Source organism: Oxalobacter paraformigenes (assembly GCF_000158475.2).
GTDB lineage: Bacteria > Pseudomonadota > Gammaproteobacteria > Burkholderiales > Burkholderiaceae_D > Oxalobacter > Oxalobacter paraformigenes.
In genome coordinates, this window is record NZ_KI392030.1 from 461,134 (window position 1) to 488,132 (window position 26,999).

The window sequence follows — 26,999 nt, forward strand, 5'->3', positions numbered from 1 at the left end:
TTTCGACAGTGGTTTCCCCGTCGGAGAATTTGGAAACGAAAGCCTTGCCGAGAGGGATGCCGAGTTTGCTGGCTACCTTGGCGGCCAATGCCGGGTTGGCATTGCCAGTGAAAATCATTAAATTGCTGTCGGACATGAATTTCCTGCGACGATCTCGTTACTGGGTTAAAAGTCACATAACGTCTAACGAATCCCGTTGTGTCACTTGCCGACAATATTTCATTGTAAGCACGCCTGGCGGCGGGCGCTGCGAAGTGGATGGCAGGGGAAGAAGGATTCGAACCTTCGCATGCAGGAATCAAAATCCTGTGCCTTAACCAGCTTGGCGATTCCCCTGCTGATTTCGTGCCGGTATTATAACCGAGCCTCGAAAAAAACCCTATCATTCACCCATGTTATCAAGCAGATATTTGAGCGGATGATTTTGCAATCCTTTAACAACTTGTGTATTCCATCTGCTGGAAAGTCGAGTTGCTACTTTCCTCGCTTCCGTTTCGCTTGCAAAACGGCAGAATACGCATGCTCCCGATCCGGTCATTCGAGCGTTTCCAAATTGACTCAATTCGTTTACGGCTTTCCTGATTTCCGGAAAAAGTTTCATTGCAACAACCTGCAAATCATTTCTTCCAAAATGATTTATTTTTTTGCAAAAGTCGGGAAAGTTTGCCATTTTGATGGGTTCTGTATTTCTTGTCAATTCATTTGAACGAAATATGAGCGCGGTGGGAACGGCTACAGGTGGTTTAATGACAACAAACCAGCCATCGGGTGTGTTCACTGGCGTCAGTTTATCTCCGATTCCTGTTCCAAAAGCGTTTTGTCCGACAAGAAAGAAAGGAACGTCGGCACCGAGCTGTACGCCCATTGAAATCAGGTCTTTCGTTTCAAATCCACCGTTCCAGAGGTGATTCAGCGCCATTAAGGTCGTGGCGGCATCGGAAGAACCGCCTCCTAGACCTCCCCCCAGCGGGATGTTCTTTTCAATTTCAATATCCACTCCCCGAACCGGGATTCCTTTTTGCCGGAAAATCTCTTTTTGGAGGAGTTTGGCGGCACGGATTGCCAGATCGTCTTCTTCGGGGATCTGTTCGCTTGAAGTGACGCGTTTGATCAGGTGATCGTTTCGGCAAGTGAAATGCAGATAGTCGCAGAAATCGATCAGTTGAAAAACGGTTTCAAGAAGATGATAGCCGTCCTGCCGTCGTCCGATGACATGGAGAAAGAGATTCAGTTTGGCTGGCGCCGGGCAATTGCGCAGGCATTCCGGGATCATTACGTTCCTTAAAAATGCCATTCATCTATAACCAGTTTGAGGTTGATGTCGACGTTTTGGGAATCCGGGCTGCCTTTTATCATATCGATACGTTTGGGAAGGGGCATGGAAGGGCCGTCAATCCAGGTCGCGTAGTTTATTTGCCAGCCATCTTTCGTAATGACCTGTCTGGATTCCGGTGTGGCGATGAAAGCTTGTCCCTGCATATCAACAGCACATCCCTGAAGCCAGTCTTTCAGCCCTGTCACAGGCAGGGTCCATCCCAGTTCGGATTTGATCAGTTCTTCCGAGTTGGCCGCGCTTCGGGGCGCGTTGCCCGGAGCGATAAACGTAGTCAACCGGGGAGTAACGTCGATTCTGGCCATGGACTGACCAAGCGGCGAGAGAAGGGTAATGACGGTATAATCCGGTGACTGTTTCCAGTCGAAGCCACCGTGCAAGGATTCATCACGGCCCTCCACCTTGTAACGGATTGAAAAGCGGCCTTTTACGCCTACTTTTTCAGCGCAGCTTCTGGGGGTGTCTTTTGAAAAGAAATTCAATTTCTCCATAGCCTGAAAGTTTGAACAGCCTGCAAGCGTAATGGAGGAAAGAAAAATGGCGACAATGCCGATTTTGGATGATCGGAAAAAGTGGTTTTTCATTTTTGTTCCCGAAGGCAGTTCAAGAGTTCTGCCGGCAGATTTTTGAGATCGCGAATAACTGTTCCGGGACATTCTATACTAATGGATTGTCCTGATTGTTGAAAAAATGTAAGCAAGCCGGATTCCAGGGAATTGCTCTTGCAAAGGAGCAGAGCGATTTTTCCGGGTAAGGTGATGTAAAATGAAATTACTATCCAACAATATATTGCCTCGTCCTGATGCCTCTTTTGCGTCCATACTGGTGGCATGGCAAAAAAAATATGGACGCCATTCCCTTCCCTGGCAAAACACACGGGATGCTTACCGGATATGGCTTTCGGAAATCATGTTGCAGCAGACACAGGTTTCAACGGTGATTCCCTATTATCTGCGTTTTCTGGAATTTTTCCCGGATGTCTATAGCCTCGCCGCGGCGTCTAATGATGAAGTCATGAAATACTGGAGCGGGCTTGGATATTATTCCAGAGCACGGAATCTGCATAAATGTGCCCGTATCGTCGTGAATGAATACGGGGGAATTTTTCCTTCCGATCCGGAAAGTCTCGAGAAATTGCCGGGAATCGGAAAATCGACAGCCGCTGCGATTGCCGCTTTTTCAGCAGGTGCGAAAGCGGCCATACTTGATGGCAATGTCGTGAGAGTTTTTTCACGTGTTTTCGGGATAAGGGATTCGATTACTGAAAAGGCAGGCAAAAACAGGTTTTGGGAGCTGGCTTACGAATTGCTCCCCGAGACCGATATTGAAGCCTATACTCAGGGTCTGATGGATCTTGGCGCGACTATTTGTGTCCGGAGCAAGCCTGATTGCGTGAAGTGTCCTTTTTCACATTGTTGTGTGGCCTTGTCGGAAAACAGGATAAGCGAATTGCCGGTTCGGAAGATCAAAAAAGCAAGCCCGTTGAAAAAAATCATCATGCTGGTTTTGGAATCCCGGGGACAGATACTGCTTGAAAAAAGACCCGAATCCGGAATATGGGGCGGCCTGTATTCACTCCCCGAATGGGAAACGGACGTGAATTTGAGGAAGCACAAGGATGAAATGGCAAGTTTGAAAACACACGTTTCTTCATTCGGCGAAGCTGTTTCCGTGACCTTTCTCGAACCATTCGTTCATGTGTTCTCGCATTTCCGCCTTCAGGTCACGCCCTGTGTCGTTACCTTGTCTCGACGGAATAGGGCGATTGCCCCAGATGCTTACGTCTGGTATGACATCATGTCCGTGAATGAAGCTCCATTGCCCGCGCCTGTTCGTAAATTGCTGAATGACTCTTTCCGCCAGAAAAGCCTGAAACTGGATGGTTGAGTCAAATCAGGATTTCAATTCGCGGTGTCGCGTAACAACCTGTTCTGTTTCGCGAAAATGTTCAGCCAGCTTTTCGACCAGATAAACAGAACGATGCTGGCCGCCGGTACATCCCAGTGCAACGGTCAGGTAGCTTCGGTTGTCTTTGCGGAAAGAGGGCAGCCATTTTTCAATAAACCGGCAAATATCCCCGAACAATTCTGCAACTTCCGGCTGGGCTTGCATGAATTCCCTGACGGCTTCGTCTTTTCCCGTTAAGGGACGCAATTTTACGTCGTAATACGGATTGGGCAGACAGCGCACATCGAAAAGGATATCGGCATCCAGGGGCACACCGAATTTGAAGCCGAAAGATTCGAAATGCAAGGTTAGTGGAGACTGATCGATTTCAACCAGTTCCTTGACACGGTTACGCAGTTCATTTGCGCTGGAATTGGAGGTATCGATGACCCGACCGATCATCTGTATGTCAGCCATCAATTCCCGTTCTTCCCGGATCGCTTCAATCAGGGTACGGTTTTCATCGGGTGAAACGTTTTTGTGGTGCCGATGGGACAAGGGGTGACTGCGTCGCGTTTCGGAAAAGCGGGTTATCAGCGAGTGCGTATCCGCGGTCAGGAAAAGAACGTGAACTTCATGGCCGGTGTCTTTAAGAGACTGAATGCTTCTGGGCAAGTCGTCAAGAGAACCGGCACTCCTTGAATCGACAGCTACAGCGAGTTTGTCCGAATTTTCTTCCAGGCGGGTGGCCACAAGGCTGGGAAGCAAAACGGGAGGCAGATTATCGACACAAAAATACCCTGCATCTTCAAGCGCATTCAAAGCGATTGATTTGCCTGATCCGGAAATACCAGTGATGAGTATGATTTGCACGAATAAGTATGTGTCAATGAAACACGGGTTTACAGTAGATTACCACAGCACTCGTGACGGTTGTATGACTTTGTCACTCTCTGTTTTAACAGGGTTGAACAAACGCATGTTATTCGTCATTTGTCATGGCTTTGCGTTGCCGTTCCATGAATTCTTCCATGGTATTGAAACCGCGCAATTGCATGATAGTATTTCTGACAGCCGCTTCCAGCAGAACGGCTATGTTTCTGCCGGCAGCGACAGGAATGACGGTTTTCCGGATGGGTAATCCCAGTATTTCCTGTGTCGGAGAATGAATGGGCAGTCGCTCAATGATTTCTTCTCCCGTACGGCTTCGGGTCAGATGCACAATCAATTTGAGCTGCATTTTTCTCCGTACGGCTGTTTCCCCGAAAATGGCACGAATGTCCAGCAGTCCCAATCCCCTGACTTCCAGCAGATTTTGCAGAAGTTTGGGAGCGCGTCCCTCTATCACGTTCGGCGCAATTCTGGAAAATTCGACGGCATCGTCGGCAACCAGACCATGATTGCGCGTGATCAGTTCCAATCCAAGTTCGCTTTTACCGAGACCCGAATCGCCGGTAATCAATACACCGACGCCCAGAACATCCATGAAAACGCCATGCATGATAATCCGGACGGCAAGCTGCTTGGACAGATAAACGCGCAAATAATCAATGACTTCCGCTGCGGTTAGCGGAGTGGTGAACAAGGGAATGTTATTCTCGTTGCAAATGGCATGAATGTCAGGTGGAGCATCCAGTCCTCTGGCAATAATCAATGCCGGCGGATTGCAGTCGGCGATCTCGTGTACGAGGTAGGCGCGCGATTCGGGAGACAGCCTTGCGTAATAGTCGATTTCCTGGCGACCGAACACCTGAATACGCATGGGATGGATCAGGTTCAAATGTCCTACCTGATCGGCCGCTGAGCCGCTTCCGCTCGATACCTGTCGATGTCCACCATCCAGACCGGCGAACCACGTTAGTTTCAGGACCTCTCTGTTGCTGGCATATAAACGTTGTATGGTGAGTGTTTTGGTGTTCGACATGGTTTCAGCTGATAAGGAAGTAGTCAGGAGGGAAGTGGCTGGCCAGGTTTCCAGCAGGTGACGATGTTGTAAATGCGCTCCTTGTCGGTTTCATTTGTCAATGCATTGCGGCACTGGCTATCGGAAAACATGGCGGCAATTTCCGAGAGGATTTCAAGATGCTGTTGAGTCACGTTTTGCGGCATCAGCAGGAAAAAAAGAAGATTCACCGGTTTTTTGTCCGGCGATTCGAAGGGAACCGGCGTCGCCAGCCGGACAAATGCCGCATGAGGTGTTTTCAAGCCTTCGATCCGCCCATGGGGAACCGCCACTCCATAACCGAGTCCGGTCGATCCCAGACTTTCACGCGCAAAAAGATTGTCCGTAACAAGTGAGCGCGAAATGCCGCAATTGTTTTCGAAAATAAGACCAGCCTGTTCGAATACGCGCTTTTTGCTTGATACTTCAAGATCCAAAACGATATTTTCGGGTAACAGGATGTGGGAAAGAGTGGTGGACATTTTTGTTTGTCAGGTGTTGAAATGGGTGCATTATAAAACGCTTCGCAATCGGCCGGCCATGCCGGCCGATTGCGGTGTACTTTTACTGACGGGCCGTGCGCATCAATTGGGGGCGATTGCCGGATGAAAAGTTGCTGCGCCATGGATTGATGTCGATGCCGCCACGTCTTGTATAACGGGCGTATACCGTGAGGCTTTGTGGTTTGCACATTTTCAGTATATCGAGAAAAATCCGTTCGACGCATTGTTCATGAAATTCCTGTGACGATCGCAGGCTGATAATGTATTTGAGCAAACCGGCCTGATCGATTTGGGGGCCGGCATAATGTATTTGCAGACTGGCCCAGTCTGGCTGGCCGGTTACGGGGCAATTCGTTTTCAGTAAATGGGAAACGAGTGTTTCCTCAACAGGATATTCTTCCTGATTGCTTTTTAAAAAAGAAGGATCGGGAGTGTACTCGTCGGCAGCGATATCGAGACGATCCAGTAACAACCCTTCCAGTTCCTGTAATTTGATAGCTGGAAAATCGCCCGGCTGTTTCAGGGAAACCTGAACCGGCGATCCAAATGCGTCACTCAAATCGTTGCGCAGAATATTGATTAGGTCGCCGGTTTCATCCATCCGCGTCTGCGTAAAGGAGTTGAGGTAAAGCTTTAACGATTTCGACTCGACGATGTTGGGCGAATCGGCGGAAACAGTGAAATTCATGATGGCTACCTGAGGTTTTCCTCGCAGGTTGAGCCAGGAAAGTTCATAGGCATTCCAGAAGTCGAGACCGAAAAAAGGCAGCGAGCCGGTAATGCCCAGCTTTTCTCTCATGGGTTTTCGCTCGATCGGATACAACAGGGAGGGATCATACCGGGTAGGATAATCTGTCGATCTACCCAGAGGAGATTCTTTCATGTCGTCAGATGATGTCATAACGGATTGTCCCAAAAGTCACTGGAGTTAAAGAAACAGCTTGTAAACCGGATTACCGCTTTCGTTCCAGTGAGGATAACCGATTGTTGAAAGGAAGCGGTCGAAAGCCTGCATATCTTGCTGCGGAACCTGCAATCCGACCAGCACCCGTCCATAATCGGCGCCGTGGTTGCGATAATGGAAAAGACTGATATTCCAGTCGGGCGCCATTGATGACAGGAAACGCATCAGTGCGCCGGGCCGTTCGGGAAACTCGAAACGGTACAACAATTCGTTTTTTGCAAACGGACTTTTGCCGCCGACCATGTAACGGATATGCAATTTGCCAAGTTCATCGTCGCTCAGATCAATGGTGCGGTAACCATGATTTTCGAAGCTGCCGATAATATCCCTGGTTTCCTTGCGGTTCTTGACTTCAATGCCGACGAAAACATGTGCGGCCTTGTCGTCACTGATGCGATAGTTGAATTCGGTGACATGTCTGGGGCCGATCAGTTCGCAGAAACGGCGGAAACTGCCACGTTCTTCCGGGATGGTGACGGCCAGAACGGCTTCACGGTTCTCACCGACATCCGCGCGTTCGGCCACGAAACGCAAACGATCGAAATTCATGTTGGCGCCGGAAGTGACGGCGACCATTGTCAGGTTTTCCAGAGGCTCGCCAGCTTCTTCATGTTGTTCGATATAAGTTTTTATGCCTGCTACAGCGAGAGCGCCTGCCGGTTCCAGAATGCTGCGGGTATCGAGAAAAACATCTTTGATGGCAGCGCAGACGTCGTCGGTATCGACAAGGACGATCTCGTCAACGTACTTTTTGGACAGGCGGAACGTTTCTTCTCCGACCAGCTTGACAGCCGTGCCGTCCGAAAAAAGACCGACATCGGACAAGTTGATCCGTTTGCCTGCTTCAAGACTTTGTTTCATGGCGCAGGAATCAACGGTTTCGACCCCAACGATCCGGATTTCAGGGCGGATCTGCTTGACATACGCTGCAATGCCGGCAATGAGTCCCCCGCCACCGACCGGAACGAAAATGGCATGAATGGGTTTGGAATGCTGGCGGAGTATTTCCATGCCGATTGTGCCTTGACCAGCAATGACGTCAGGATCATCAAAAGGATGAATAAAGGTCAGGTGATGTTTTTGTTCAAGCATCCGGGCATGTTCGCAAGTGTCCGAAAAGGAATCGCCGGACAAAACCACTTCCACGTTTTCCCCGCCGTGTGCCCTGACGGCCTCGATCTTGACGGGAGGCGTTGTCGTGGGCATGGCGATGACAGCTTTGCAGCCCAGACGTTTCGCTGCCAGCGCAACGCCCTGTGCATGATTGCCGGCAGAAGCGCATATTACCCCTTTATCCAACTGATCGGCGGAAAGATAGGCCATTTTGTTATAGGCTCCGCGGAGTTTGAAGCTGAATACGCTTTGCATGTCTTCCCGTTTCAGAAGAATGCGGTTTCCCGTTCGCCGGGAAAGGTTCGGTGCTGTTTCAAGCGGCGATTCGATAGCGACATCGTATACGCGCGCAGTAAGAGTTTTTTTCAAGTAATCAGTCATAATGATGCTGGACAACGCCTGTAATTTTTCGCAACATTATAATCCCCGTCTGGTATGCTTTGCCTTTTTTACGTGACACTTCCCTGTTTTATCCCGTTTTTCCCTGACGGCCGGATGCTTTAAGTGCCTGAAGAAAAGTTATATTGCCTTTAAAATGATCGAGTCGGCTGTTCACTGGTTACTGAGTTATCTTGCGATTCCCGAAGTGGGGCTGACTTCCGTATTCCTTATCAGTTTTATCTCGGCAACCTTGCTTCCTCTGGGATCCGAGCCGGCTGTTTTCGCTGTCGTGGCTGCGGACAAGTCGCTTTTCTGGCAGGTTATGGCGGTAGCGGCAGCTGGCAATACACTGGGAGGTATACTGAACTACTGGATCGGCTTCGGGGCCAAAAAAGCGTTTGCCAAGGAAAGGGAAACCCGATGGTTCGGCTGGCTTGAAAAATATGGCGCCAAAACAATGCTGTTGGGATGGATGCCAGGAATCGGCGATCCGCTTTGCACGTTGGCGGGTTGGCTGAAATTGCCGTTCTGGCCGTGTGTCGCTTATATGGCTATCGGCAAGCTGGCGCGTTATGTGCTGATGACCTGGTTGCTTTTGCATATTCCCGACAGTTCATGGCGTGAGCTGGCGCGCTTTTTGGGGTAGTTTTCGGATGAGTGGAAAATGAAAGAATGTGTACTGTGTTCCAGGCACACTGATGAAGTGGTTCTGTATATTCATGACAACTGGCGTGTCCTGCTGGTGGAGGATGCCGATTATCCCGGTTTTTGCCGGGTTGTCTGGAGTGATCACGTCAGTGAAATGACCGATCTTTCTCCAACAGACCGCGCAGAATTGATGCAAGTCGTGTGGCTGGTGGAAGAAACGATCCGCAAGGTCATGCAACCGGACAAGATCAATCTGGCTTCACTGGGCAACATGGTTCCGCATTTACACTGGCATATCATTCCGCGTTATGCCAATGACAGGAATTTTCCCGATTCCGTCTGGTCTGCGGCAAAGCGCAAGCCCGACGAAAAAGACAGGCTAATCCGGAAAGACAGGATTTCGGAACTGAAAAAAACCTTGTCAGTCATATTGGAAAGGCAATACGGACTTTCGCGAAAGCCTTGATTACTATGTCAAAACTTACTCATTTCGGTTTCCAGAAAATCGGCGAACACGAAAAAACAGAAAAGGTGGCCGAGGTTTTCGATCGTGTCGCTACCCGTTACGATCTGATGAACGATCTGATGTCTGGCGGTTTGCACAGGTTGTGGAAAGCGTTTGCCGTTTCACAAGCTGGCGTCAGGAAAGGTTTCCGGGTTTTGGATGTGGCTGGTGGAACGGGCGATCTGACGCGTTCTTTTTCGAAACAGGTCGGTGCGGAAGGGGAAGTCTGGTTAACCGATATCAATGAAACCATGCTGCAACAGGGACGTGACAGGTTGTTGAACAAGGGAATTGTTGTTCCCGTCATGGTATGCGATGCGGAAGATTTGCCTTTTCCGGACGATTATTTCGATCGTGTTATCGTATCGTTCGGTCTACGGAACATGACTCACAAGGAAAAAGCCTTGTCTGAAATGAACAGGGTCCTGAAGTCTGGAGGAAAGCTGCTGGTTCTCGAATTTTCGAAAGTTTGGAAACCGTTGCAGAATCTGTATGATATGTATTCGTTTTCCGTTTTGCCATGGTTGGGAAAACATGTGGCGAAAAGCGCGGACAGTTATCGTTATCTGGCGGAGTCCATACGGGTTCATCCTGATCAGGCAACTTTGCAGAAAATGATGGAAGAGGCCGGGTTTGTATGCGCCAGATTTTTCAATCTGACTGCAGGTGTGGTCGCTCTTCATACCGGTATGAAGTTATAAAACAGGAGATTTATGAAAAAGTTTTTGCTTGCATTTGTTTTGGTAGCAGGTTTGGCGTCAATGGTTATGACGGACGTACAGGCAAGAAGGCTGGGCGGCGGTTCGTTCGGGCGTCAGTCGTCTAATATCGGACGTATTGCACCGATGCAAAGAAACATGGCGCAGCCCAATCAGCAGGCGCAACAGGCCCAGCGAGCCGCCAATCAGTCACAAGCTGCAAATGCGGCCAGACCGGCAAGCCGCTGGGGAGGTATTCTGGGCGGTGCGCTGCTTGGTCTGGGGCTGGGCGCCCTGTTAAGCCATTTCGGTATTGGCGGAGACATGGCTGGCATGATCAGTACGATTCTGATGCTTGTCATTATCGTGTATGTGGTTCGTTTTCTCTTGCGGCGCTTTTCAAAAAGGCGGCAAATGGAACAGGATCCGACCGCTTATGCCAGCAATTACCGGAATACGGGTTACCAGCATTCGTCAACGCCGGAAATCGGTTCGGGGCTTCCACATCAGTTTCAGGGCAACCAGAGTGGCGCTGGAGCCGTGAGCGATACCTGGGGCATTCCTGCCGACTTTGATGTTCCGGCTTTCCTTAGGGCGGCGAAATCCTATTTCATCCGGATGCAAGCTGCCTGGGACAAGGGAGATATCAACGATATTCACGAGTTCACCACGCCTGAAATGTTTGCCGAGATCCGGCTGCAATTGCAGGAACGTGGGGATTCTCCGAATGTAACGGATGTCGTGTCGCTGGATGCGGAACTTCTCGGGATCGAAACGCTGAATGACGAGTACATGGCCAGTGTCAAGTTCAGCGGCAAAATTCGCGAAGCCGAGAGTGCTCCGGCCGAACCGTTTGAGGAAGTGTGGAATCTGACCAGACCGATTTCGAAAAAGGACGGGTGGGTTCTGGCCGGCATTCAGCAATTGTCCTGATGTTGTCGAAAAAACAGGTTTTGATAAAACCGTCCGCCTGCTGCAGCGGACGGTTTTATTTTTGTGTGTTTGTTACAGTCGGGTTTGTTTTTGCCGTTTTTCTGTAGTCAGGCCCTGGAAAATGGCATATTGTATTTCGAAAAGAGAAGAAGTGATTGGGCAACGCTGATGGGAGAGAATGGTTAATGCGAAAGGTCTGGAGGCTGATCGTTATTTTTTATATCCTTTTCCGGTACGGTCTGGACGAACTGGCCGTTTCGTACTTTCCCAGCGGACGCATTGTCGTGTTTTACCGATGTCTGTTTTTCTGGAGAAATTTGTCGGTCCTTCCCGGCGCCAGGCTGAGAAAAGCGCTGGAAGAATTGGGGCCGATTTTTATCAAGTTCGGCCAGATGCTCTCGACGCGTCGCGATTTGCTGCCGGCCGATATTGCTGACGAACTGTCGAAATTGCAGGATCGTGTGCCGCCCTTTGACTCGAATCTTGCGGTCGAACAGATAACGAAGTATCTCGGTGCGCCTCCTGAAGAATTGTTCGCTTCTTTCGACAGGATTCCGGTTGCCTCCGCTTCAGTAGCCCAGGTTCATTTTGCCAGGCTTCATAATGGGCGTGAGGTTGCCGTCAAGGTTTTGCGGCCGGAGATGCAAAAGCGGATTGGCCGCGATATCGAACTGATGTACGTTTTTGCCGCTTTGGGAGAACGGTTCTGGCGAGACGGAAAACGTCTCCGTCTGACAGCGGTTGTTCATGAGTTCGACAAGTCTCTTCACGACGAGCTCGACTTAATGCGCGAAGCGGCCAATTATAGCCAGTTACGCAGGAATTTTGCCGATTCGGACAAACTGATGGTCCCGGAGATTTTCTGGGATTATTGTTCCACCAACGTTATCGTCATGGAAAAAATGGTCGGCATTCCCATTTCCCGGACGGACAGACTGCTTGAGGCTGGCCTGGATCTGAAGAAACTGGCCAGTAACGGAGTGGAAATTTTCCTGACGCAGGTATTCCGTGACGCTTTTTTTCATGCCGATATGCATCCGGGAAATATCCTTATTTCCGTGGAACCGGCCACCTTCGGAAGATATATTGCGCTGGACCTCGGCATTGTCGGCATGCTGGACGATTTTGACAAGGAATATCTTTCAAAAAACTTTGTCGCTTTCTTTCGCCGCGATTACCGGATGGTGGCCGAGGCCAATATCGAATCGGGGTGGGCGCCTCCCGACACCAGTGTGGTGGAACTCGAAGCTGCTGTCCGGACATGTTGCGAACCCATGTTCGATCGTCCTCTCCGGGATTTTTCGTTCGGTATGGTCCTGATGCGCCTGTTTCAGACTTCGCGACGGTTCAATATCGAAATTCAGCCGCAACTGGTGCTGTTGCAAAAGACCATGCTGAACATTGAAGGGTTGGGGCGGCAACTCGATCCAGACCTCGATTTGTGGAAAACTGCAAAGCCTTTTCTTGAGGAATGGATGGACAGACAAATCGGTTTCCGGGGATTGCTGGACCGGTTCAAAGCCGAATCAGTCAATTACAGCCGGATTATCCCCCAACTGCCGCGCCTGGTTCAGGGAGCGCTGGAAAATGTTGCAAGGCCTGACAAAAAATCGGAATTGCTGGATCGGCTTGTTGTTGAACAGGCCAGAATCAACCGTCGGCTAAACCGTTTGGTGTATTTTGGAGGCGGTGTTCTGATCGGTATTTTATTGGTCAGAATTCTTTTAAACTGGCGCTATTTTTTCTGATTTTTCAATCTGTTTAAATAAAACAACAGCTCTCCTTTTTACTTTCCCAGACAAGGGAAATTAATACAAAATTTTTGGTATAGCCATCGGCAACTGCCAGTATAATCTGCACCGTTTTCAACGCGTCGTTCTTTACATGTGCTTTCATGAATACACTTGTCTGGTTCGTTGTTCTGTACTGGATCATTTCCGTCGGTATAGGAATGTATGCGGCGCGTTATGTCAGGAATTCAAAGGATTTTGCCATTGCCGGCCGGTCTTTGCCGATGTCGGTGGTAACGGCAACCGTTTTCGCCACATGGTTCGGTTCTGAAGCCGTTCTGGGGATTCCGGCCACCTTCGTCAAAGAAGGGTTTACCGGTGTGATTGCCGATCCGTTCGGTTCGGCCATGTGTCTGGTTCTGGTCGGCCTGCTTTTTGCCAAGCGGCTCTACAGAATGAATCTCATGACGATCAGCGATTATTATCGCAACCGTTATGGCAGAGCTGTCGAAATCATTGTTTCCCTCTGTATCGTCGTTTCCTATCTCGGCTGGGTAGCGGCCCAGATCAAGGCGCTGGGACTGGTCTTCAATGTCATATCCGGTGGCGTCATTTCCATGAATATGGGCATGATTATCGGTTCGGTCAGTGTATTGGTATATACCCTGATGGGAGGAATGTGGTCTGTCGCGATTACCGATTTCCTGCAGATGATTATCATTGTCATTGGTATTGTCTATATCGGCTGGGAAGTATCCGGTATGGTGGGAGGCGCCGATGTCGTGATCCGGCATGCCGCCGAGGCGGGAAAATTGCGGATTTATCCAAAACCCGAATTGAGGGACATTTTGTGGTTTTTCGGTGCCTGGGTGACGCTGATGTTCGGCTCCATTCCCCAGCAGGATGTTTTTCAGCGGGTCGCTTCTTCCAAAGATGAAAATGTCGCCAGAAATGCCTCGATTGTGGGAGGCATTTTTTATCTTTTGTTTGCCCTGATCCCGATGTTCCTGTGCTATTCGGCAATACTGATTGACCCGGCACTGGTTGAACGTTTTATAAACGGGGATTCCCAGATGATTTTGCCGGTTATGATTATGACTTATATGCCGGTTTTTGCGCAGGTCATGTTTTTCGGGGCGCTTCTTTCCGCCATCAAGAGCTGTGCGAGCGCCACTTTGCTGGCGCCATCCGTGACGTTTTCTGAAAACGTGATGAAGGAAATTCTCCCGAATCTTTCCGACAGGCAATCATTGTTCATGATGCGTATTGTCGTCCTTGTTTTTGCAGGAATTGTCACTATCTTTGCCATGAATACCGATTCAAGCATTTTCGAAATGGTGGAAGATGCCTATAAAGTGACACTCGTTGCAGCATTCGTTCCCCTGATTTGCGGCTTTTTCTGGAAATATGCCAATAATCGGGGCGCATTGACATCGATGATTATGGGATTGGCGAGCTGGATTTTCCTCGAAATCGTTTATCCGGATGGCGTGTTTCCACCACAGTTGATGGGACTGGTGATGAGTCTGATCGGTATGGTGGCCGGTTCTCTACTGTTCAGAAGGCCGGGAAAGACGGTATGAACTGAAAGGGTCGGTGTATTTCTTTTTGAAAAGAACTATAATTCAGCGTTTACGGGAGTTTTCGGAGTTAAAAATGCCAATTTATGCTTATCGTTGTGAAGAATGCGGTTTTTCCAAGGATGTCCTGCAGAAATTGTCTGACAAGCCCCTGACGGTTTGTCCTTCTTGCGGTAAAGAACACTTCAAAAAACAATTGACTGCAGCGGCTTTTCAATTGAAAGGGTCGGGGTGGTATGAAACCGATTTCAAAAATGGCCATGACGGGCATTCGGGTGCGGGTTCGTCGGCATGCAGTTGTTGCCCGATGAGCAATCCGGAAAGCGGTACCTGTGGCTGATTTGAAAAGGCCGGAACAGTTTGGCCTGCTTTGGGATATCCACTCATCGGATCCGGATGCTGTCGTTGCAAGAACGGAAACGTTCGGCAAGTTACAAAACCTTATTGAGAAAAAGTAGATATTTATGTCCATGCGAACGAATTATTGTGGCCTTACTACCGAGGCGTTGCTCGGTCAGACTGTAACCTTGTGTGGCTGGGTACACCGGCGTCGGGATCACGGCGGGATCATATTTATCGATATGAGGGATCGTGAAGGGCTGGTACAGATCGTCTGCGATCCGGACAGGCCTGATGTGTTCAAAATTGCCGAATCGATTCGTAACGAATACTGCCTTCGGGTAACGGGTACAGTACGTGCCAGGCCAGAAGGTACGGTCAATGAGAATCTGACCTCAGGCCATATCGAAGTGTTCTGTGAAACGCTCGAGGTGTTGAATCCTTCCGTGACTCCTCCGTTCCAGCTGGACGACGAACACCTTTCCGAGACAACCCGCTTGACCCACAGGGTGCTGGATTTGCGGCGTCCGCAGATGCAAAATAATTTGCGGTTGCGTTACAAGGTAGCCATGGAAGTGCGCAAATATCTGGATGCGAACGGTTTTATCGATATCGAAACGCCAATGCTGACCAAATCGACGCCGGAGGGGGCACGCGACTATCTCGTGCCGTCGCGTGTGAATCCGGGGGAGTTTTTCGCATTGCCGCAGTCTCCACAGCTTTTCAAGCAATTGCTGATGGTTGCCGGTTTCGACCGTTATTACCAGATTACAAAGTGTTTCCGTGATGAAGATTTGCGGGCGGATCGGCAACCTGAATTCACGCAGATCGACTGCGAAATGTCTTTTGTTGAAGAACAGGAAGTTCGCGATCTGTTCGAAAACATGATTCGTGAGATTTTCGCCAACACCATGAATACGGAATTGCCGAAACCGTTTCCGGTCATGACGCATGAAATGGCTATGGCCAGGTATGGTTCCGACAAGCCTGATTTGCGCGTCAAGCTGGAATTTACCGAACTGACGGATGTCATGAAAAACGTTCCGTTCAAGGTATTCAGCAATGCCGCCAATATGCCGGGCGGTCGTGTCGCCGCTCTTCTTGTTCCCGGGGGCTCAGCTGAAGGTTCCGGCATGCCACGTTCCGAAATTGACGCTTATACCCAGTTTGTCGGAATTTACGGCGCAAAAGGGCTGGCTTACATTCGCGTTAACGATATCAGCAAGGGCGCAGCCGGTTTGCAGTCGCCTATCGTCAAGAATCTGACTGACGAGGCGATCAGGCAAATCCTGGAACGTACCGGAGCGAAGAATGGCGATCTGATATTCTTTGGCGCTGACAAGGCCCGGATTGTCAATGACGCGCTGGGAGCGTTGAGAAACAAGATCGGCTATTCCGATTTCGGGCATGCCCACGGATTGTTCGAGGAATCCTGGAAACCGTTATGGGTGATCGATTTCCCCATGTTTGAATACGATGAGGGAGACAATCGCTGGGTTGCCTGCCATCATCCGTTCACATCGCCCAAAGACGGACATGAAGATTATCTCGAAAGTGATCCGGGACGCTGCCGGGCGAAAGCCTATGACATGGTGCTGAATGGATGGGAACTGGGTGGCGGTTCTATCCGTATTCACAAGGAAGAAGTCCAGAGCAAGGTATTCAGGGCGTTGAAAATCGGCGATGGGGAAGCCAGGGAAAAATTCGGTTTCCTGCTGGATGCATTGCAATATGGCGCACCTCCGCATGGCGGTCTCGCTTTTGGACTGGACAGGCTAGTTACGCTGATGACGGGCTCGGATTCCATTCGTGATGTGATCGCTTTTCCGAAAACACAACGGGCCCAATGTCTCCTGACCCACGCCCCATCGACTGTCAGTGAAAAACAGTTGCAGGAACTGCACATTCGTCTGCGGAAAATAGAAACGGCTCAACCGGCTTGAAAAAAGGAAAGGGAGCGACGCGCTCCCTTGTTTCGTTTTGAACGTGACCTATAAAATTCCCCAATCGGTTCTTGTCGTGATTTATACGAAAGAACTCGATGTTTTGCTGATCGAGCGTGCCGACCGTCCCGGTTTCTGGCAATCGGTAACAGGTTCTCGGGATTCGCTGTCCGAGCCGCTGGAAAAAACAGCGGTACGGGAAGTTTTTGAAGAAACAGGCATAAGGATTGTCGAGACGGTTCCAAATCCGGAACAACATGAAGTTTCCTTCAATTGCCTGGAAGACTGGAAGACTGAAAACGTTTTCGAAATTTTTTCCGTCTGGCGGCATCGATTCGCACCTGGTGTAACCGAAAATACGGAACATGTTTTCGGATTGCTGGTACCGGAAAAATTTCCGGTCGTCCTTGCTCCCCGCGAACATCTGAATTCCATTTGGTTGCCTTATCGGGAAGCGGCGGAAAAATGCTTTTCTTATACTAACAAAAACGCCATTCTGCAATTGCCTGAGCGTTTTCATCCATTGCTTTGATCGCCTGCGGTAGAGGCAAGCATCCATAAAAAAACCAGCCCGGGAAAAGGCTGGTTTCTTGAAAAGAACGGGTTTTTATTCGATTTTGGCCTGTTTCATCAGATTCATTTCATATTCTTGCCATTTTCGTTCTTCCAGTGAGGTTTTGATCTTGGGTTTGACCTGATTCAACGATGGCAAAGTGGCTTTCCGGACATCAACCAGTTTGATGATGTGGTAACCGAACTGGGTTTTCACAGGCGTTTTGGTAATCTGGCCTTTTTTAAGCGCAATCATAGCGTCGGAGAAAGGCTTGATGTAATTGGAGGGGGACGCCCAGCTCAAATCACCGCCACGGGCTGCCGAGCCCTGATCGATCGATTTTTCCTTGGCGATTTTTTCGAAGTTCGCCCCTTTATTTAATTGATTGATGATGTTTTGTGCATCGGCTTCATTTTTTACCAGAATGTGTTTGACATGATATTGTTGTCCGTTCTGGAGGGAAGCGACACGATCATACTCAGCCTTGATTTCTTTATCGGAGACCGGATTCTTTTTAAGGTAATTCGTGCGAAGCGCATCGATCATAATACTGCGCTTGGCGAATTCCAGCTGTTTTTTTACTTCGTCCGATGAGGCAACATTCTGTTTTTCTGCTTCCTGAACCAGGACTTCCCGCAGAACAAGCTTGTTTTTGATATCTTGTCTTAACTGGGGCGTATCTTTTTCGCCGTAACTGACCAGTTCTTTAACGAGAGCATCAGAATGGGATGCCGGGATCGGTTTTCCATTGACGACAGCCAGATTCTCTGCGAATACGGTAGTGGAGATAAGGGAAAGCGATATGGCGCTTAAAACCAGAGCCTTTTTGATCATAAAATTTCCTAGCAAATTGATGACGGCGAAAAATATAAAATGAAAATGCAGGGTAATTCCGTTTTGTTGCAAAAATTTACAAAAGTTTTATTCGAAGCCGCAACGTGTTTTTACTATACCCTTCTTTTATACAAAGTAAAAATGGCGTGCGACGGAGATTAATGACAGAATAATCTTTTTCCCTATTTAAGAAAACGTTTTTGAACGAATCCGGGGAAATACGAGTGATTTCCGCTTCGCAGGTTTAGTTGTCGAATGCATTTTCTTGCCAAAATTTTTCATTCGCTCCTGGTCGTTTTGATGGTGCTGGGAAGTTCGGTTGCCCACGCGGCGGATCCGGACAAGGTTTTGCGTTATGTGTTCACCGCGGCTGAAACCGGTTTCGACCCCGCTGTGGCCCACGATCTGTATTCTTCGCAGGTTATCAGATCAGTTTATGAAACCCTGTACGCCTACGATTATCTTGCACGGCCAGCCAGACTCGTGCCGTCAACAGCTGAAGCGTTGCCCGTTATCAGCAATAACGGAAAGACTTATACGATTACGTTGAAAAAAGGTATTTATTTTGCGGATGATCCTGCCTTCGGGAACAGGAAACGGGAACTGACGGCATCGGATTACATTTATTCACTCAAAAGATTGGTCGATCCCCGGGTAAGGTCGACATGGGGATGGTTGATTGAAGGCAAAGTCGCCGGTTTGGATGAGCTGGCCAAACAGGCCGCTAGGACGGGGCGGTTTGATTACAGGAAACCGGTTCGCGGTCTGGAATGGGTGAACCGTTACACTTTCAAAATTCATCTGAACAGACCCGATCACAATCTGGCTCATATACTTGCGCATTATCCAACGAGTGCCGTAGCACAGGAAGTGGTCGAAAAATATGGGGACAGTAACGGGCAAATCATGGCGCATCCTGTTGGAACAGGACCCTATTTACTGGCAGAATGGCAACGCGGCTCGAAAATGGTTCTGAAGGCCAATCCCGGCTACCGGGGGTTTATCTGGGATTTCAAGGAAGGCGACGATCCCGAGGACAGGCGAATTGTTGCGGAAATGAAGGGAAAAAGAATGCCCCGGATCGGGCGGGTGGAAATCCATGTCATTCCGGAGGATCAGTCGCGCTGGCTTGCTTTTCAGAACCGTGAAATCGACCTGTTCAGCCTTGAGGGTCCTCTTGCTCCACGTGCCTTGGTTAATGGCCTTTTAAGACCCGAACTGGCGGAAAAGGGAATTCGTCTGTCACGAATCGTCGAGCCTGAACTGACCCAGTATTATTTCAATATGCAGGATCCGGTCGTCGGTGGCCTGTCGAAAGAAAAAATCGCTTTGCGGCGGGCGATTGCTATGGCTCATAATATTCAGGAAGAAATAGACGTGATCTGGAATGGAGAAGCGATTCCGCTGGAATTTCCTGTTCCGCCGGGTATTGCGGGATATGATGCTGCTTATGAAAGCAGCATACGGTATGAACCAGAGACAGCCAATGCCTTGCTTGACCGGTTCGGTTACAAAAGAGGGGCCGATGGCTGGAGACAGTTACCGGACGGGAAACCATTGGCGATCGTCTTTTCGGCACGAGCCGATTCGACAGGACAGCAACAGCTGGAAATGTGGAAAAAGACGTTCGATACGCTGGGTATCCGGATGAAAAGTGACAAACGGCTTTTTCCCGATTTGCTCAAAGCTGAAAAGCAATGCCGTCTGATGATGCGGACAAGCAACTGGATCGCTGATTACCCGGATGGCAGCAATTTTATGCAGCTGTTTTACGGGCCCCATACTGGACAAAGCAATAACGGTTGCGCGCGGATACCGCTTTATGACCGCTTGTATGAACAGTCCGTTTCGTTGCCGGAGGGTAGCCGGAGGGATATTTTGTACCACAAGATGGCCCGTGTACTGGAAGTTTATGCGCCGGTCAGGATTGCTTACGCCCGTTATCGCAATATGCTTTTGCAACCTTATGTAATCGGTTACAAGAAGCATCCTGTCATGCATAATGAGTGGGTTTATATCGATATCGACGATGAGAAAAGATGAGTTTGCCGTCATAGCGGTCTATTATTCCTGTTTCGAACCAACGAAAAAGAGTCTTTGAATATATGAAGAAACACGCACCCGTCCTGAAGTCCTTTATATGCGCAGCGTCAGTGGTACTGGCTTTTTCCGTTTCCGCATTTGCCGCTGCCGAACGTCCCGTTTTGCCGCTGCCTCCATCCGGCGAAATTGAAGCGCAATGCCGTGCAGGACTGGCCGAGCTGAATCAGAAAGTGACTGAATTGGAAAACGTTCCAGTTGAGACGCTGGAAGGAGCGGACGCTTTTCTGAAAGGCTGGAACCGTCTCCAGATCGGGGTGGAGAATCTGCAGGGGCCAATGGCGCTTTTGAGCCAGGTCTCGCCAGATGCGGATGTACGCAAAAACGCAGATGCCTGTTCCATGGATGTCCAGCGTTTTATTACCGATATGTTCCAGAATGGAAAACTTTACCGGAATATGCGTGTTGTGCGTGTCAATGATGATGAAGAGCGGAAACTGAGACAGGATACCGTAAGCGCCTACGAGGACGCTGGCGTGTCACTGGTGCCCGATAAACGCAAGCGAGTGAAACAGATTCTTGCCAGACTGGCGGAAATCGACCAGGAATACAGCCGGAATATCCGGGAAAACAAAACAAGGCTGGTTTTTTCGCCCTATGAATTGCAGGGGTTGCCGAAAGAGTATCTTGACAGGCTGCAAAAAGACGGAAAAGGGAATTATCTGCTGGGTTTTTCTTACCCGGAATACATTCCGTTCATGCAATATGCGGAAAATGACAAGGCTAGGGAAAAATACCGTTTTGCTTTTATCAACCGCGGAACGCCCGCCAATCTTCAGCTTTTACAGGAAGCGGTGAATCTCCGTCACGAGATGGCCGTGTTGTCAGGATATCGCAGTTATGCCGATTTTGCGTTGCGCAGGAGGATGGCAAAAAAACCGGTTGTTGTGGACAAATTTCTGGAAGACGTTCAGAAAATTGTCGTGCCCGCGGAAAAAAGAGAACTTGACGAGTTGCGGGCTTTCAAGGCGGCTGTTCGTAAAATTCCTTTGTCGGAAGCGGAAATCAGGCGTTGGGATACCAATTACTGGCTGCAAAAGGTCAAACAGGTGCGTTACGATATTGACCAGAATGTACTGCGCCAGTATTTCCCGACACAGGCTTCGATGGACTGGGTAATGGGAACAGCCAGCCAGTTATACGGGATCGAATTCAAAAAGGCGGATGTGCCTGTCTGGCATCCTGACGTGCTTTATTACGATGTGTTCGACAAGACGACAGATCAGCAGATTGGCGGCATTTACATCGATATTTATCCCCGTGAAGGCAAATACGGTCATGCAGCCGCTTTTCCGGTACGCGGATCCAGCACACTGGAAGATCGTTTGCCCATTTCGGTTCTGGTCGCGAATTTCAACCGGTATGGCCTTGATCTCGATGAACTGGAAACCATGTTGCATGAATTCGGGCATGTTTTGCACGGCGTCATGTCCAAAACACGTTTTGTCGATCAGTCCGGGACCAGTGTAGAGCGGGATTTCGTCGAAGCGCCTTCGCAGATGTTCGAAGAATGGGCACATGATTACGAGGCCCTGTCCACTTTGCCCGTCTATTGCGGCAACAGTTGCCCCAGAGTCGATAAGGATATGTTGAAACGCCTGAACGAATCCCGCAAGTTCGGTCAGGGAATCTTCTATGCGCGGCAGGCTCTGTATGCGCAGTACGATATGGCGATATACAGCGACAAGCCGGGCAATGTCATGGATACATGGGTGAACATGGAAGGAAAAACGACGCAGGGATATGATCCGGGTACGCAGTTTCCGGGGCAGTTCGGTCATGTCGTCAGCGGTTATGCAGCTGGCTATTACGGCTATCTTTGGTCCAAAGTGCTTGCTCTGGATATGCTGACGCGTTTCGATGGCAAGCTGATGAATCCGCAAGTGGGCCAGTTTTACCGGAAGACGGTGCTGGAGCGTGGCAGCGAATTGCCAGCCGACCGAATGGTAAGGTATTTCCTGGGACGGTCTCCCGACAGTGCCGCTTTTTATGAAGATATCAGTGGTCTTGAAATCAGGAAATAGTGGAAGGTACGCCGGTTTTGTGCCGTTTTGTCCGGCCTGTAAATGAAACGGTACTGATGCCCTATACAGGAATCGTCCAGAAATATGTGGTCTTATTTTATTCGCCGTCTCTGGCAAATGATTCCCACATTATTGGGAGTTTTGCTGCTGGTTTTTTTTCTTTTCAACTGGGTAGGCGGTGACCCGGCGTACATACTGGCTGGAAAAATTTCGAATCCTGAACAGATTGCCAACATCCGGAGACAGCTGGGTATTGATGAGCCTGTATATGTGCAGCTCTGGATATTTCTGAAGCAGACAGTCTGTTTTGATTTCGGGAACAGCTGGAGCACGGGCGAAGCTGTTTCCGGCATTATTCTTTCCCGCCTCGGCCCTTCGTTAACCTTGCTGATTCCACTGACAATTCTTGAAACAGGCTTGGCCATTGCGTTGGGGCTGGCTGTCGCCTATGTGCGGGGATCGCTGACAGACCGGATGATTATGATTGTCTGTACAATCGGCATGTCGATCAGCATTCTTGTTTATATTATTGTCTTTCAGTACTGGCTTGCCTATAAACTGGGATGGTTCCCGGTTCAGGGGTGGGGGGACAACTGGATTCAGAACTTGTTCAAATACGCGTCGCTGCCCATTCTGATTCTGCTTGTCGTCAGCATTGCGCCCAACCTGAGGCTCTACAGGACATTCATGCTCGACGAAATGGGACAGGATTACGTCCGGACAGCCCGTGCGAAGGGACTGGCGGAAAAGAGAATTTTGTGGGTTCACGTTTTGCGCAATGCCGCTATTCCGATTATTACCTATGTCATGTCCAATTTGCCGTCTTTATTGATCGGCGCTTTTTTGGTTGAACGCTTTTTCTCGATACCTGGAATCGGACGGGAAATCATCCTGGCTGTGGAACGTAGCGATTTCCCGGTTATCAAGGCCATTACCGTTTATGTCGCGATCGCGACGATGTTTTTCAATCTGCTGGCGGATCTGCTGTATCAGAAAATCGATCCGCGGGTTCGTTTGCGGTGAACGACATGGAAAACCGTTGGGCGGCGTCTGAAGGATTGTGGAAGTTGACATGGAAGCGTTTGAAAGCGGACCGGCTTGCCATGTTTTCACTGGCGATAGTCCTTTTTTTTCTTGGCCTTCTGATATTATCCGCTGCCGGACTGGTCGCTTCAGACTGGTCGAAAGAAGTGGGTGTTCACTACGCACCGCCCGGTTTTGTTGGCGAACAGACCGGTTATACGGCTGACGCGGAGGTGGCTGTACAAAATTTTCCGGCGGACGGAGTTCCGCCGGAAAATCCCGTCGATCCGCTTAAGGACATTCTGCGCGATCTCAGGAAAGAAATGGAGACGGGCTATTCCGCCATAGATTATTATGGAATAGAAGATCCCATAAAAAGCGAACTGGATGCCATACGCAGCCAGCCGGCGCCGGAAAGTGTCAAGGTTACCGGTGGAACAGGACGCCAGAAAACCCTGCCGTTCGGTGCCGACAAATGGGGACACGACATTATCAAAAAGACAATCAAGGGATCGGAAACGTCGATTCTTGTTGGTCTGGTTGCCGCGCTGGTTGCGACAGCGCTGGGTACTTTACTGGGCGCGTTCGCCGGTTATTTCGGAGGGTGGATAGACGATTTTCTGAACTGGTTTTATAACGTATTCACGTCTATTCCTTATCTTTTGCTCATTCTGGCTGTTGCGGCAGTGCTGCAAAAAAAGGGGGTGCTCACTATCATTCTGATTCTCGGTCTGACGGGATGGACAGGAGTGTTTCGTCTTGTCCGGGCGGAATATATCAAACACAAGGAAAGGGAATATGTTCTGGCTGCCAGTACAATCGGGGCCACGAACTGGAGAAGCATGTTCATTCACATATTTCCGAATGTAAGCCATATTTCGCTGGTGCAGATGTCGATTTTGACGGTCGGTTTTATCAAGTCTGAAGTGATCCTGAGTTTTCTCGGATTCGGTGTGCCAGTTGGGGTGGTTTCATGGGGCAGTATGTTGAATGAAGCGCAAAACGAGCTGATTCTCGGAAAATGGTGGCAGCTGGTGGCCGTGACGGTCGCTATGGCTGTTCTTGTGACGGCATTGTCGCTGTTTACCGACGGTTTGCGCGATGCCCTCGATCCGAAATTGGGGCAGGAGGGTTCATGAACGCAATCGAGTCCGAAATTCTGTTGCAGGTGGAAAATCTGCGCGTTTCATTCCGGACTGGAAAACAGTCTTTTTTCGAAGCGGTCAAGGGCGTTTCTTTCCACATCCCTGTCAACAAAACAGTTGCACTGGTCGGCGAGTCGGGAAGCGGCAAATCTGTCAGTGCGCTGGCGTTGATGGGATTGTTGCCGCAAGGGAGTGCGCTTATTGACCCGGAATCCGTTATCCGGTTTGAGGGAAAAAGCCTGTTTGAAATGACAGAGAAAGAAAGAAGGGCATTATGCGGTTCGAAATTATCCATGGTGTTTCAGGAACCCATGTCTTCCCTGAATCCGGTTTTTACGGTAGGTTATCAGATCGGTGAAGTGCTGCGTTTTCACAAGGGAATGAGTTCGACGGAGGCGCGGGAGCGATCCATTGCATTGCTGGACGAAGTCGGTATTCCCGATCCGTCGCTGAAGGTGGACGCTTATCCCCATCAATTGTCTGGCGGCCAGCAGCAACGGGTGATGATTGCCATGGCGATTGCCGGGGAGCCCCGTTTGCTGATTGCTGACGAACCGACAACGGCTCTGGACGTGACTATTCAGCGCCAGATCATCGAACTGATTCAGGCATTGCAGCGCCGGCATCGTATGTCTGTCCTGTTTATTACGCACGATCTTCAACTGGTCTCGGAAATTGCCGATGACGTCATTGTCATGAGACATGGAGAAATCTGTGAAAAGGCGCCAGTACAGGATATCTTTGCCCATCCGTCTCATCCTTATACCAAGGCCTTGTTGCTGTGCCGTCCTCCGATGAATGAAAGACCGTTTCATCTGCCGGTTATCGAGGATGTTATGCAAGCCGGAGGAAAGCCGGTCAGTAAGGAGTCCGAACGGATCAGGGGCTATGACGCTGGCGATGAGCCGGTTCTGGAGGTACGCCACTTGAGCAAAAACTTCGAAATCAGGACCGGCTTGTTCAGAAAGCGGGTTTTCCCGGCAGTCAAAGATGTTTCATTTGTACTTCCAAGAAAGAAAACGCTCGGTATTGTCGGCGAATCGGGCTCGGGGAAAACGACTCTGGGGCTGACGCTGATGCGATTGCACAAGGCAAGCGGAGGAGAAGTCCTTTTTAATGGTCGTGATATTCTCTCCATGACGGAAAAGGAATTTTATCCTTGCAAACGCCGGATCCAGATTGTTTTCCAGAATCCCTACGCTTCTTTAAATCCCCGGTTTACGGTGGGACAGATTCTGACTGAGCCGCTTTCCATTCACCGTATCGGATCGTCTGCCGCCGAACGGCGGGATATGGCGTTTGAATGGCTGAGGAAAGTCGGTTTGCCCGAGGCAGCGTTTTTCCGTTATCCTCACGAATTTTCAGGGGGCCAGCGCCAGCGTATTGCCATCGCGCGTTGTTTGACTATGCGGCCCGAGGTACTGGTGTGCGATGAATCGGTTTCGGCGCTTGATGTGTCGGTACAGGCCCAGATTCTCAATTTGTTGCAGGATTTGCAGGATGAATTCGGTCTTTCCTATCTTTTCATTTCCCACGATTTGTCGGTAGTAAAATACATGGCGGACGAGGTGATGGTCATGCAGCATGGCCAGGTTGTCGAAATGGTCGGTTCAGACGAGATATATGGTAATCCGCGTCATCCTTACACACAGACCTTGCTTGCTGCCGTTCCGAAAGACAAATACAGTTTAGGCATTGGCTGAGTCAGTCGCGTTTTCCGTTACATACAGAGTCTGTGTAGGAAAGGCAAATTCTATTTTTTCCTTGGCAAAGCGTTCGATCAGGGACAAGTTGACTTCCTGCTGGGCATTCATGGCAATTATGTAATCGGAGTTCGTGACGTAATACACAATCTCGAAATCCAGGCTGGATTGTCCGATATTGTTGAAATGGACGCGGTCCAGCCGGGTTGCAGAGATGCCGTTGAAAATTTCCTGAACGATCTGGTTGATTTTGCGCAGTTTTTCCGGCGGAGTATTGAAAGTTACGCCGATGGAAAAAACCATGCGTCTTTCCTGCATTTTCTTGAAGTTGTGAATCCGGCTTTTCAGCAGATCGGCATTGGAAATGATGAGTTCTTCTCCGGAGATACTGGTAAGCCGCGTGGTTTTCAATCCGACGTATTTGACAGTACCGTTCAGGTCGTCGATCATAATCGAATCGCCGACTTCGAACGGTTTGTCGATGGCAATCGACAGTGAGGCAAACAGGTCGCCCAGGATGTTTTGTACGGCCAGCGCGACAGCGACGCCGCCAATACCGAGGCTGGCGATCAATGCGGTGATGTTAATGCCCAGGTTATCGAGGATGAGGAGCAGGGCGATCGACCATATAACGACTCGGGTCACAAAGCCGATGATATGCATGTTCATCACGCCGTGTTTGGTTCCATTGGCCATGTCCGGAGTGGTCTTGTAGGCAAGCCAGCTGGATGCAGCTTTGCTGAACCACAGGCCGCACTGGAACAGGAAGACAACGGCGGCCAGGTGTGCATTGACTGTATTGACTTCGTCGGGAAGATCGAGGAGATAGACACCGCAGAGCAGGGAAAAAACGATAAGCGAAATCGTGCTGGTGGAGGCAACGGTTTCGGCAAGAATATTGTCCCAGTAAGTAGGGGTTTGCCGGGCCTTTTTTGAAAGGCGTGCAGTCAGGAACTGTTTGGCGAACAGCAGGATCAGAAATACGATAAGGATGAGTATTCCGGCCGCCAGAAGATGTTCCCAGGAGTTGCTGAAATAAATGGTTTTCAGATGTTTCATGTGTATTTTGCCCCGGTTTTCATTCAATACAGGTAATAGACACTTTTTCCATTCCGTTC

Annotated in this window: 26 protein-coding genes and 1 tRNA gene; 16 read left to right on the top strand and 11 right to left on the bottom strand. The window is 49.6% G+C overall.

What is annotated here, in order from left to right; all coding sequences use genetic code 11:
* From OFAG_RS14260 to ispE, 3 genes are all read right to left on the bottom strand, one after another.
* Window positions 1-136, bottom strand: a 136-nt coding sequence (locus OFAG_RS14260; protein ID WP_020994746.1) for a ribose-phosphate pyrophosphokinase-like domain-containing protein, incomplete at its 3' end; no start/stop codon positions are given.
* A 123-nt stretch (window positions 137-259) separates the two neighbouring features.
* Window positions 260-336 (bottom strand) — tRNA-Gln (locus tag OFAG_RS02160).
* A 46-nt stretch (window positions 337-382) separates the two neighbouring features.
* Window positions 383-1,210: a 4-(cytidine 5'-diphospho)-2-C-methyl-D-erythritol kinase gene (ispE, locus tag OFAG_RS02165; RefSeq protein WP_231371657.1), complete on the bottom strand. Its 828-nt coding sequence runs from the start codon at window positions 1,208-1,210 to the stop codon at window positions 383-385.
* Here ispE and OFAG_RS14265 point away from each other — a divergent pair.
* Window positions 1,136-1,285: a hypothetical protein gene (locus tag OFAG_RS14265; protein WP_231371660.1), complete on the top strand. Its 150-nt coding sequence runs from the start codon at window positions 1,136-1,138 to the stop codon at window positions 1,283-1,285. The genes ispE and OFAG_RS14265 overlap by 75 nt on opposite strands.
* On the opposite strand, the gene lolB is transcribed toward OFAG_RS14265, so the two are convergent.
* Complete coding sequence (gene lolB / locus OFAG_RS02170) at window positions 1,282-1,917, bottom strand: lipoprotein insertase outer membrane protein LolB (RefSeq protein WP_005878721.1); 636 nt, start codon at window positions 1,915-1,917, stop codon at window positions 1,282-1,284. The two genes, OFAG_RS14265 and lolB, sit on opposite strands and share 4 nt — an antisense overlap.
* Window positions 1,918-2,098: 181 nt before the next feature.
* On the opposite strand from lolB, the gene mutY reads away from it, so the two are divergent.
* Window positions 2,099-3,220 carry an A/G-specific adenine glycosylase gene (gene mutY, locus OFAG_RS02175; protein ID WP_005878722.1) on the top strand — a complete coding sequence of 374 codons (1,122 nt, stop codon included), beginning with the start codon at window positions 2,099-2,101 and terminating at the stop codon, window positions 3,218-3,220.
* Window positions 3,221-3,226: 6 nt separating this feature from the next.
* On the opposite strand, the gene rapZ is transcribed toward mutY, so the two are convergent.
* The 5 genes from rapZ to ilvA all read right to left on the bottom strand — a co-directional run bounded on the left by rapZ (window position 3,227) and on the right by ilvA (window position 8,126).
* The gene (gene rapZ, locus OFAG_RS02180) at window positions 3,227-4,093 is read right to left on the bottom strand and encodes an RNase adapter RapZ (protein WP_005878725.1); all 867 of its coding nucleotides are present in this window, start codon (window positions 4,091-4,093) and stop codon (window positions 3,227-3,229) included.
* A gap of 109 nt (window positions 4,094-4,202) precedes the next feature.
* Window positions 4,203-5,144, bottom strand: coding sequence for an HPr(Ser) kinase/phosphatase (hprK, locus tag OFAG_RS02185; protein WP_005878726.1), 942 nt, complete (start codon window positions 5,142-5,144; stop codon window positions 4,203-4,205).
* Between the two features lie 23 nt (window positions 5,145-5,167).
* Window positions 5,168-5,644, bottom strand: coding sequence for a PTS sugar transporter subunit IIA (locus OFAG_RS02190; RefSeq protein ID WP_005878727.1), 477 nt, complete (start codon window positions 5,642-5,644; stop codon window positions 5,168-5,170).
* Window positions 5,645-5,726: 82 nt separating this feature from the next.
* Entirely contained in the window at window positions 5,727-6,566 is an 840-nt protein-coding gene (gene queF / locus OFAG_RS02195; RefSeq protein ID WP_005878728.1) for an NADPH-dependent 7-cyano-7-deazaguanine reductase QueF, read from the bottom strand.
* 27 nt (window positions 6,567-6,593) lie between these two features.
* The gene (gene ilvA / locus OFAG_RS02200; protein ID WP_147617780.1) at window positions 6,594-8,126 is read right to left on the bottom strand and encodes a threonine ammonia-lyase, biosynthetic; all 1,533 of its coding nucleotides are present in this window, start codon (window positions 8,124-8,126) and stop codon (window positions 6,594-6,596) included.
* A gap of 151 nt (window positions 8,127-8,277) precedes the next feature.
* Here ilvA and OFAG_RS02205 point away from each other — a divergent pair, with 151 nt between their 5' ends.
* From OFAG_RS02205 to nudB, 9 genes are all read left to right on the top strand, one after another.
* Window positions 8,278-8,769, top strand: coding sequence for a YqaA family protein (locus OFAG_RS02205; protein ID WP_005878730.1), 492 nt, complete (start codon window positions 8,278-8,280; stop codon window positions 8,767-8,769).
* An 18-nt stretch (window positions 8,770-8,787) separates the two neighbouring features.
* Window positions 8,788-9,237 (top strand): HIT family protein, encoded by a 450-nt coding sequence (locus OFAG_RS02210; RefSeq protein WP_005878731.1) that lies wholly within the window; start codon window positions 8,788-8,790, stop codon window positions 9,235-9,237.
* A gap of 5 nt (window positions 9,238-9,242) precedes the next feature.
* Window positions 9,243-9,977 (top strand): bifunctional demethylmenaquinone methyltransferase/2-methoxy-6-polyprenyl-1,4-benzoquinol methylase UbiE, encoded by a 735-nt coding sequence (ubiE, locus tag OFAG_RS02215; RefSeq protein WP_005878732.1) that lies wholly within the window; start codon window positions 9,243-9,245, stop codon window positions 9,975-9,977.
* Between the two features lie 12 nt (window positions 9,978-9,989).
* Window positions 9,990-10,907, top strand: coding sequence for a Tim44 domain-containing protein (locus tag OFAG_RS02220; RefSeq protein WP_005878733.1), 918 nt, complete (start codon window positions 9,990-9,992; stop codon window positions 10,905-10,907).
* A 185-nt stretch (window positions 10,908-11,092) separates the two neighbouring features.
* Window positions 11,093-12,655: a ubiquinone biosynthesis regulatory protein kinase UbiB gene (gene ubiB / locus OFAG_RS02225; protein WP_005878734.1), complete on the top strand. Its 1,563-nt coding sequence runs from the start codon at window positions 11,093-11,095 to the stop codon at window positions 12,653-12,655.
* 146 nt (window positions 12,656-12,801) lie between these two features.
* The gene (locus tag OFAG_RS02230; RefSeq protein ID WP_005878736.1) at window positions 12,802-14,220 is read left to right on the top strand and encodes a high affinity choline transporter 1; all 1,419 of its coding nucleotides are present in this window, start codon (window positions 12,802-12,804) and stop codon (window positions 14,218-14,220) included.
* Window positions 14,221-14,293: 73 nt separating this feature from the next.
* Window positions 14,294-14,557, top strand: a complete 264-nt coding sequence (locus OFAG_RS02235; RefSeq protein ID WP_020994749.1) for an FmdB family zinc ribbon protein — start codon at window positions 14,294-14,296, stop codon at window positions 14,555-14,557.
* Window positions 14,558-14,681: 124 nt separating this feature from the next.
* Entirely contained in the window at window positions 14,682-16,499 is a 1,818-nt protein-coding gene (aspS, locus tag OFAG_RS02240) for an aspartate--tRNA ligase (RefSeq protein WP_005878739.1), read from the top strand.
* Window positions 16,500-16,536: 37 nt separating this feature from the next.
* Window positions 16,537-17,031, top strand: coding sequence for a dihydroneopterin triphosphate diphosphatase (nudB, locus tag OFAG_RS02245; RefSeq protein WP_005878740.1), 495 nt, complete (start codon window positions 16,537-16,539; stop codon window positions 17,029-17,031).
* Between the two features lie 75 nt (window positions 17,032-17,106).
* Here the strand turns inward: nudB and OFAG_RS02250 are convergent, their stop codons facing one another.
* On the bottom strand, window positions 17,107-17,886 hold the full coding sequence (locus tag OFAG_RS02250) for a peptidylprolyl isomerase (protein WP_005878741.1): 780 nt from the start codon (window positions 17,884-17,886) through the stop codon (window positions 17,107-17,109).
* 255 nt (window positions 17,887-18,141) lie between these two features.
* Here OFAG_RS02250 and OFAG_RS02255 point away from each other — a divergent pair, with 255 nt between their 5' ends.
* From OFAG_RS02255 to OFAG_RS02275, 5 genes are all read left to right on the top strand, one after another.
* On the top strand, window positions 18,142-19,929 hold the full coding sequence (locus OFAG_RS02255; protein WP_005878742.1) for an ABC transporter substrate-binding protein: 1,788 nt from the start codon (window positions 18,142-18,144) through the stop codon (window positions 19,927-19,929).
* A 62-nt stretch (window positions 19,930-19,991) separates the two neighbouring features.
* On the top strand, window positions 19,992-22,010 hold the full coding sequence (locus tag OFAG_RS02260) for a M3 family metallopeptidase (RefSeq protein WP_005878743.1): 2,019 nt from the start codon (window positions 19,992-19,994) through the stop codon (window positions 22,008-22,010).
* A gap of 84 nt (window positions 22,011-22,094) precedes the next feature.
* Window positions 22,095-23,033 carry an ABC transporter permease gene (locus OFAG_RS02265; protein WP_005878744.1) on the top strand — a complete coding sequence of 313 codons (939 nt, stop codon included), beginning with the start codon at window positions 22,095-22,097 and terminating at the stop codon, window positions 23,031-23,033.
* Window positions 23,034-23,038: 5 nt separating this feature from the next.
* Window positions 23,039-24,172, top strand: coding sequence for an ABC transporter permease (locus tag OFAG_RS02270; protein ID WP_005878745.1), 1,134 nt, complete (start codon window positions 23,039-23,041; stop codon window positions 24,170-24,172).
* Entirely contained in the window at window positions 24,169-25,881 is a 1,713-nt protein-coding gene (locus tag OFAG_RS02275; protein ID WP_005878746.1) for an ABC transporter ATP-binding protein, read from the top strand. Before OFAG_RS02270 ends, OFAG_RS02275 begins: the two co-directional genes overlap by 4 nt.
* On the opposite strand, the gene OFAG_RS02280 is transcribed toward OFAG_RS02275, so the two are convergent.
* Window positions 25,867-26,940: a mechanosensitive ion channel family protein gene (locus OFAG_RS02280; protein ID WP_005878747.1), complete on the bottom strand. Its 1,074-nt coding sequence runs from the start codon at window positions 26,938-26,940 to the stop codon at window positions 25,867-25,869. The genes OFAG_RS02275 and OFAG_RS02280 overlap by 15 nt on opposite strands.
* Window positions 26,941-26,999 lie beyond the last annotated feature (59 nt).

Excerpts from the sequence above, each read along its gene's own strand:
- OFAG_RS02190 (WP_005878727.1), bottom strand. The coding sequence starts at position 5,644 with ATGTCCACCACTCTTTCCCACATCCTGTTACCCGAAAATATCGTTTTG.
- OFAG_RS02255 (WP_005878742.1), top strand. The coding sequence starts at position 18,142 with ATGCATTTTCTTGCCAAAATTTTTCATTCGCTCCTGGTCGTTTTGATG.
- mutY (WP_005878722.1), top strand. The coding sequence starts at position 2,099 with ATGAAATTACTATCCAACAATATATTGCCTCGTCCTGATGCCTCTTTT.
- ubiB (WP_005878734.1), top strand. The coding sequence starts at position 11,093 with ATGCGAAAGGTCTGGAGGCTGATCGTTATTTTTTATATCCTTTTCCGG.
- OFAG_RS02250 (WP_005878741.1), bottom strand. The coding sequence starts at position 17,886 with ATGATCAAAAAGGCTCTGGTTTTAAGCGCCATATCGCTTTCCCTTATC.
- OFAG_RS02260 (WP_005878743.1), top strand. The coding sequence starts at position 19,992 with ATGAAGAAACACGCACCCGTCCTGAAGTCCTTTATATGCGCAGCGTCA.
- ubiE (WP_005878732.1), top strand. The coding sequence starts at position 9,243 with ATGTCAAAACTTACTCATTTCGGTTTCCAGAAAATCGGCGAACACGAA.
- hprK (WP_005878726.1), bottom strand. The coding sequence starts at position 5,144 with ATGTCGAACACCAAAACACTCACCATACAACGTTTATATGCCAGCAAC.
- OFAG_RS02205 (WP_005878730.1), top strand. The coding sequence starts at position 8,278 with ATGATCGAGTCGGCTGTTCACTGGTTACTGAGTTATCTTGCGATTCCC.
- OFAG_RS02235 (WP_020994749.1), top strand. The coding sequence starts at position 14,294 with ATGCCAATTTATGCTTATCGTTGTGAAGAATGCGGTTTTTCCAAGGAT.
- queF (WP_005878728.1), bottom strand. The coding sequence starts at position 6,566 with ATGACATCATCTGACGACATGAAAGAATCTCCTCTGGGTAGATCGACA.
- OFAG_RS02270 (WP_005878745.1), top strand. The coding sequence starts at position 23,039 with ATGGAAAACCGTTGGGCGGCGTCTGAAGGATTGTGGAAGTTGACATGG.
- OFAG_RS02230 (WP_005878736.1), top strand. The coding sequence starts at position 12,802 with ATGAATACACTTGTCTGGTTCGTTGTTCTGTACTGGATCATTTCCGTC.
- lolB (WP_005878721.1), bottom strand. The coding sequence starts at position 1,917 with ATGAAAAACCACTTTTTCCGATCATCCAAAATCGGCATTGTCGCCATT.
- OFAG_RS02210 (WP_005878731.1), top strand. The coding sequence starts at position 8,788 with ATGAAAGAATGTGTACTGTGTTCCAGGCACACTGATGAAGTGGTTCTG.
- OFAG_RS02265 (WP_005878744.1), top strand. The coding sequence starts at position 22,095 with ATGTGGTCTTATTTTATTCGCCGTCTCTGGCAAATGATTCCCACATTA.
- aspS (WP_005878739.1), top strand. The coding sequence starts at position 14,682 with ATGTCCATGCGAACGAATTATTGTGGCCTTACTACCGAGGCGTTGCTC.
- OFAG_RS14265 (WP_231371660.1), top strand. The coding sequence starts at position 1,136 with ATGCAGATAGTCGCAGAAATCGATCAGTTGAAAAACGGTTTCAAGAAG.
- OFAG_RS02275 (WP_005878746.1), top strand. The coding sequence starts at position 24,169 with ATGAACGCAATCGAGTCCGAAATTCTGTTGCAGGTGGAAAATCTGCGC.
- OFAG_RS02280 (WP_005878747.1), bottom strand. The coding sequence starts at position 26,940 with ATGAAACATCTGAAAACCATTTATTTCAGCAACTCCTGGGAACATCTT.
- OFAG_RS02220 (WP_005878733.1), top strand. The coding sequence starts at position 9,990 with ATGAAAAAGTTTTTGCTTGCATTTGTTTTGGTAGCAGGTTTGGCGTCA.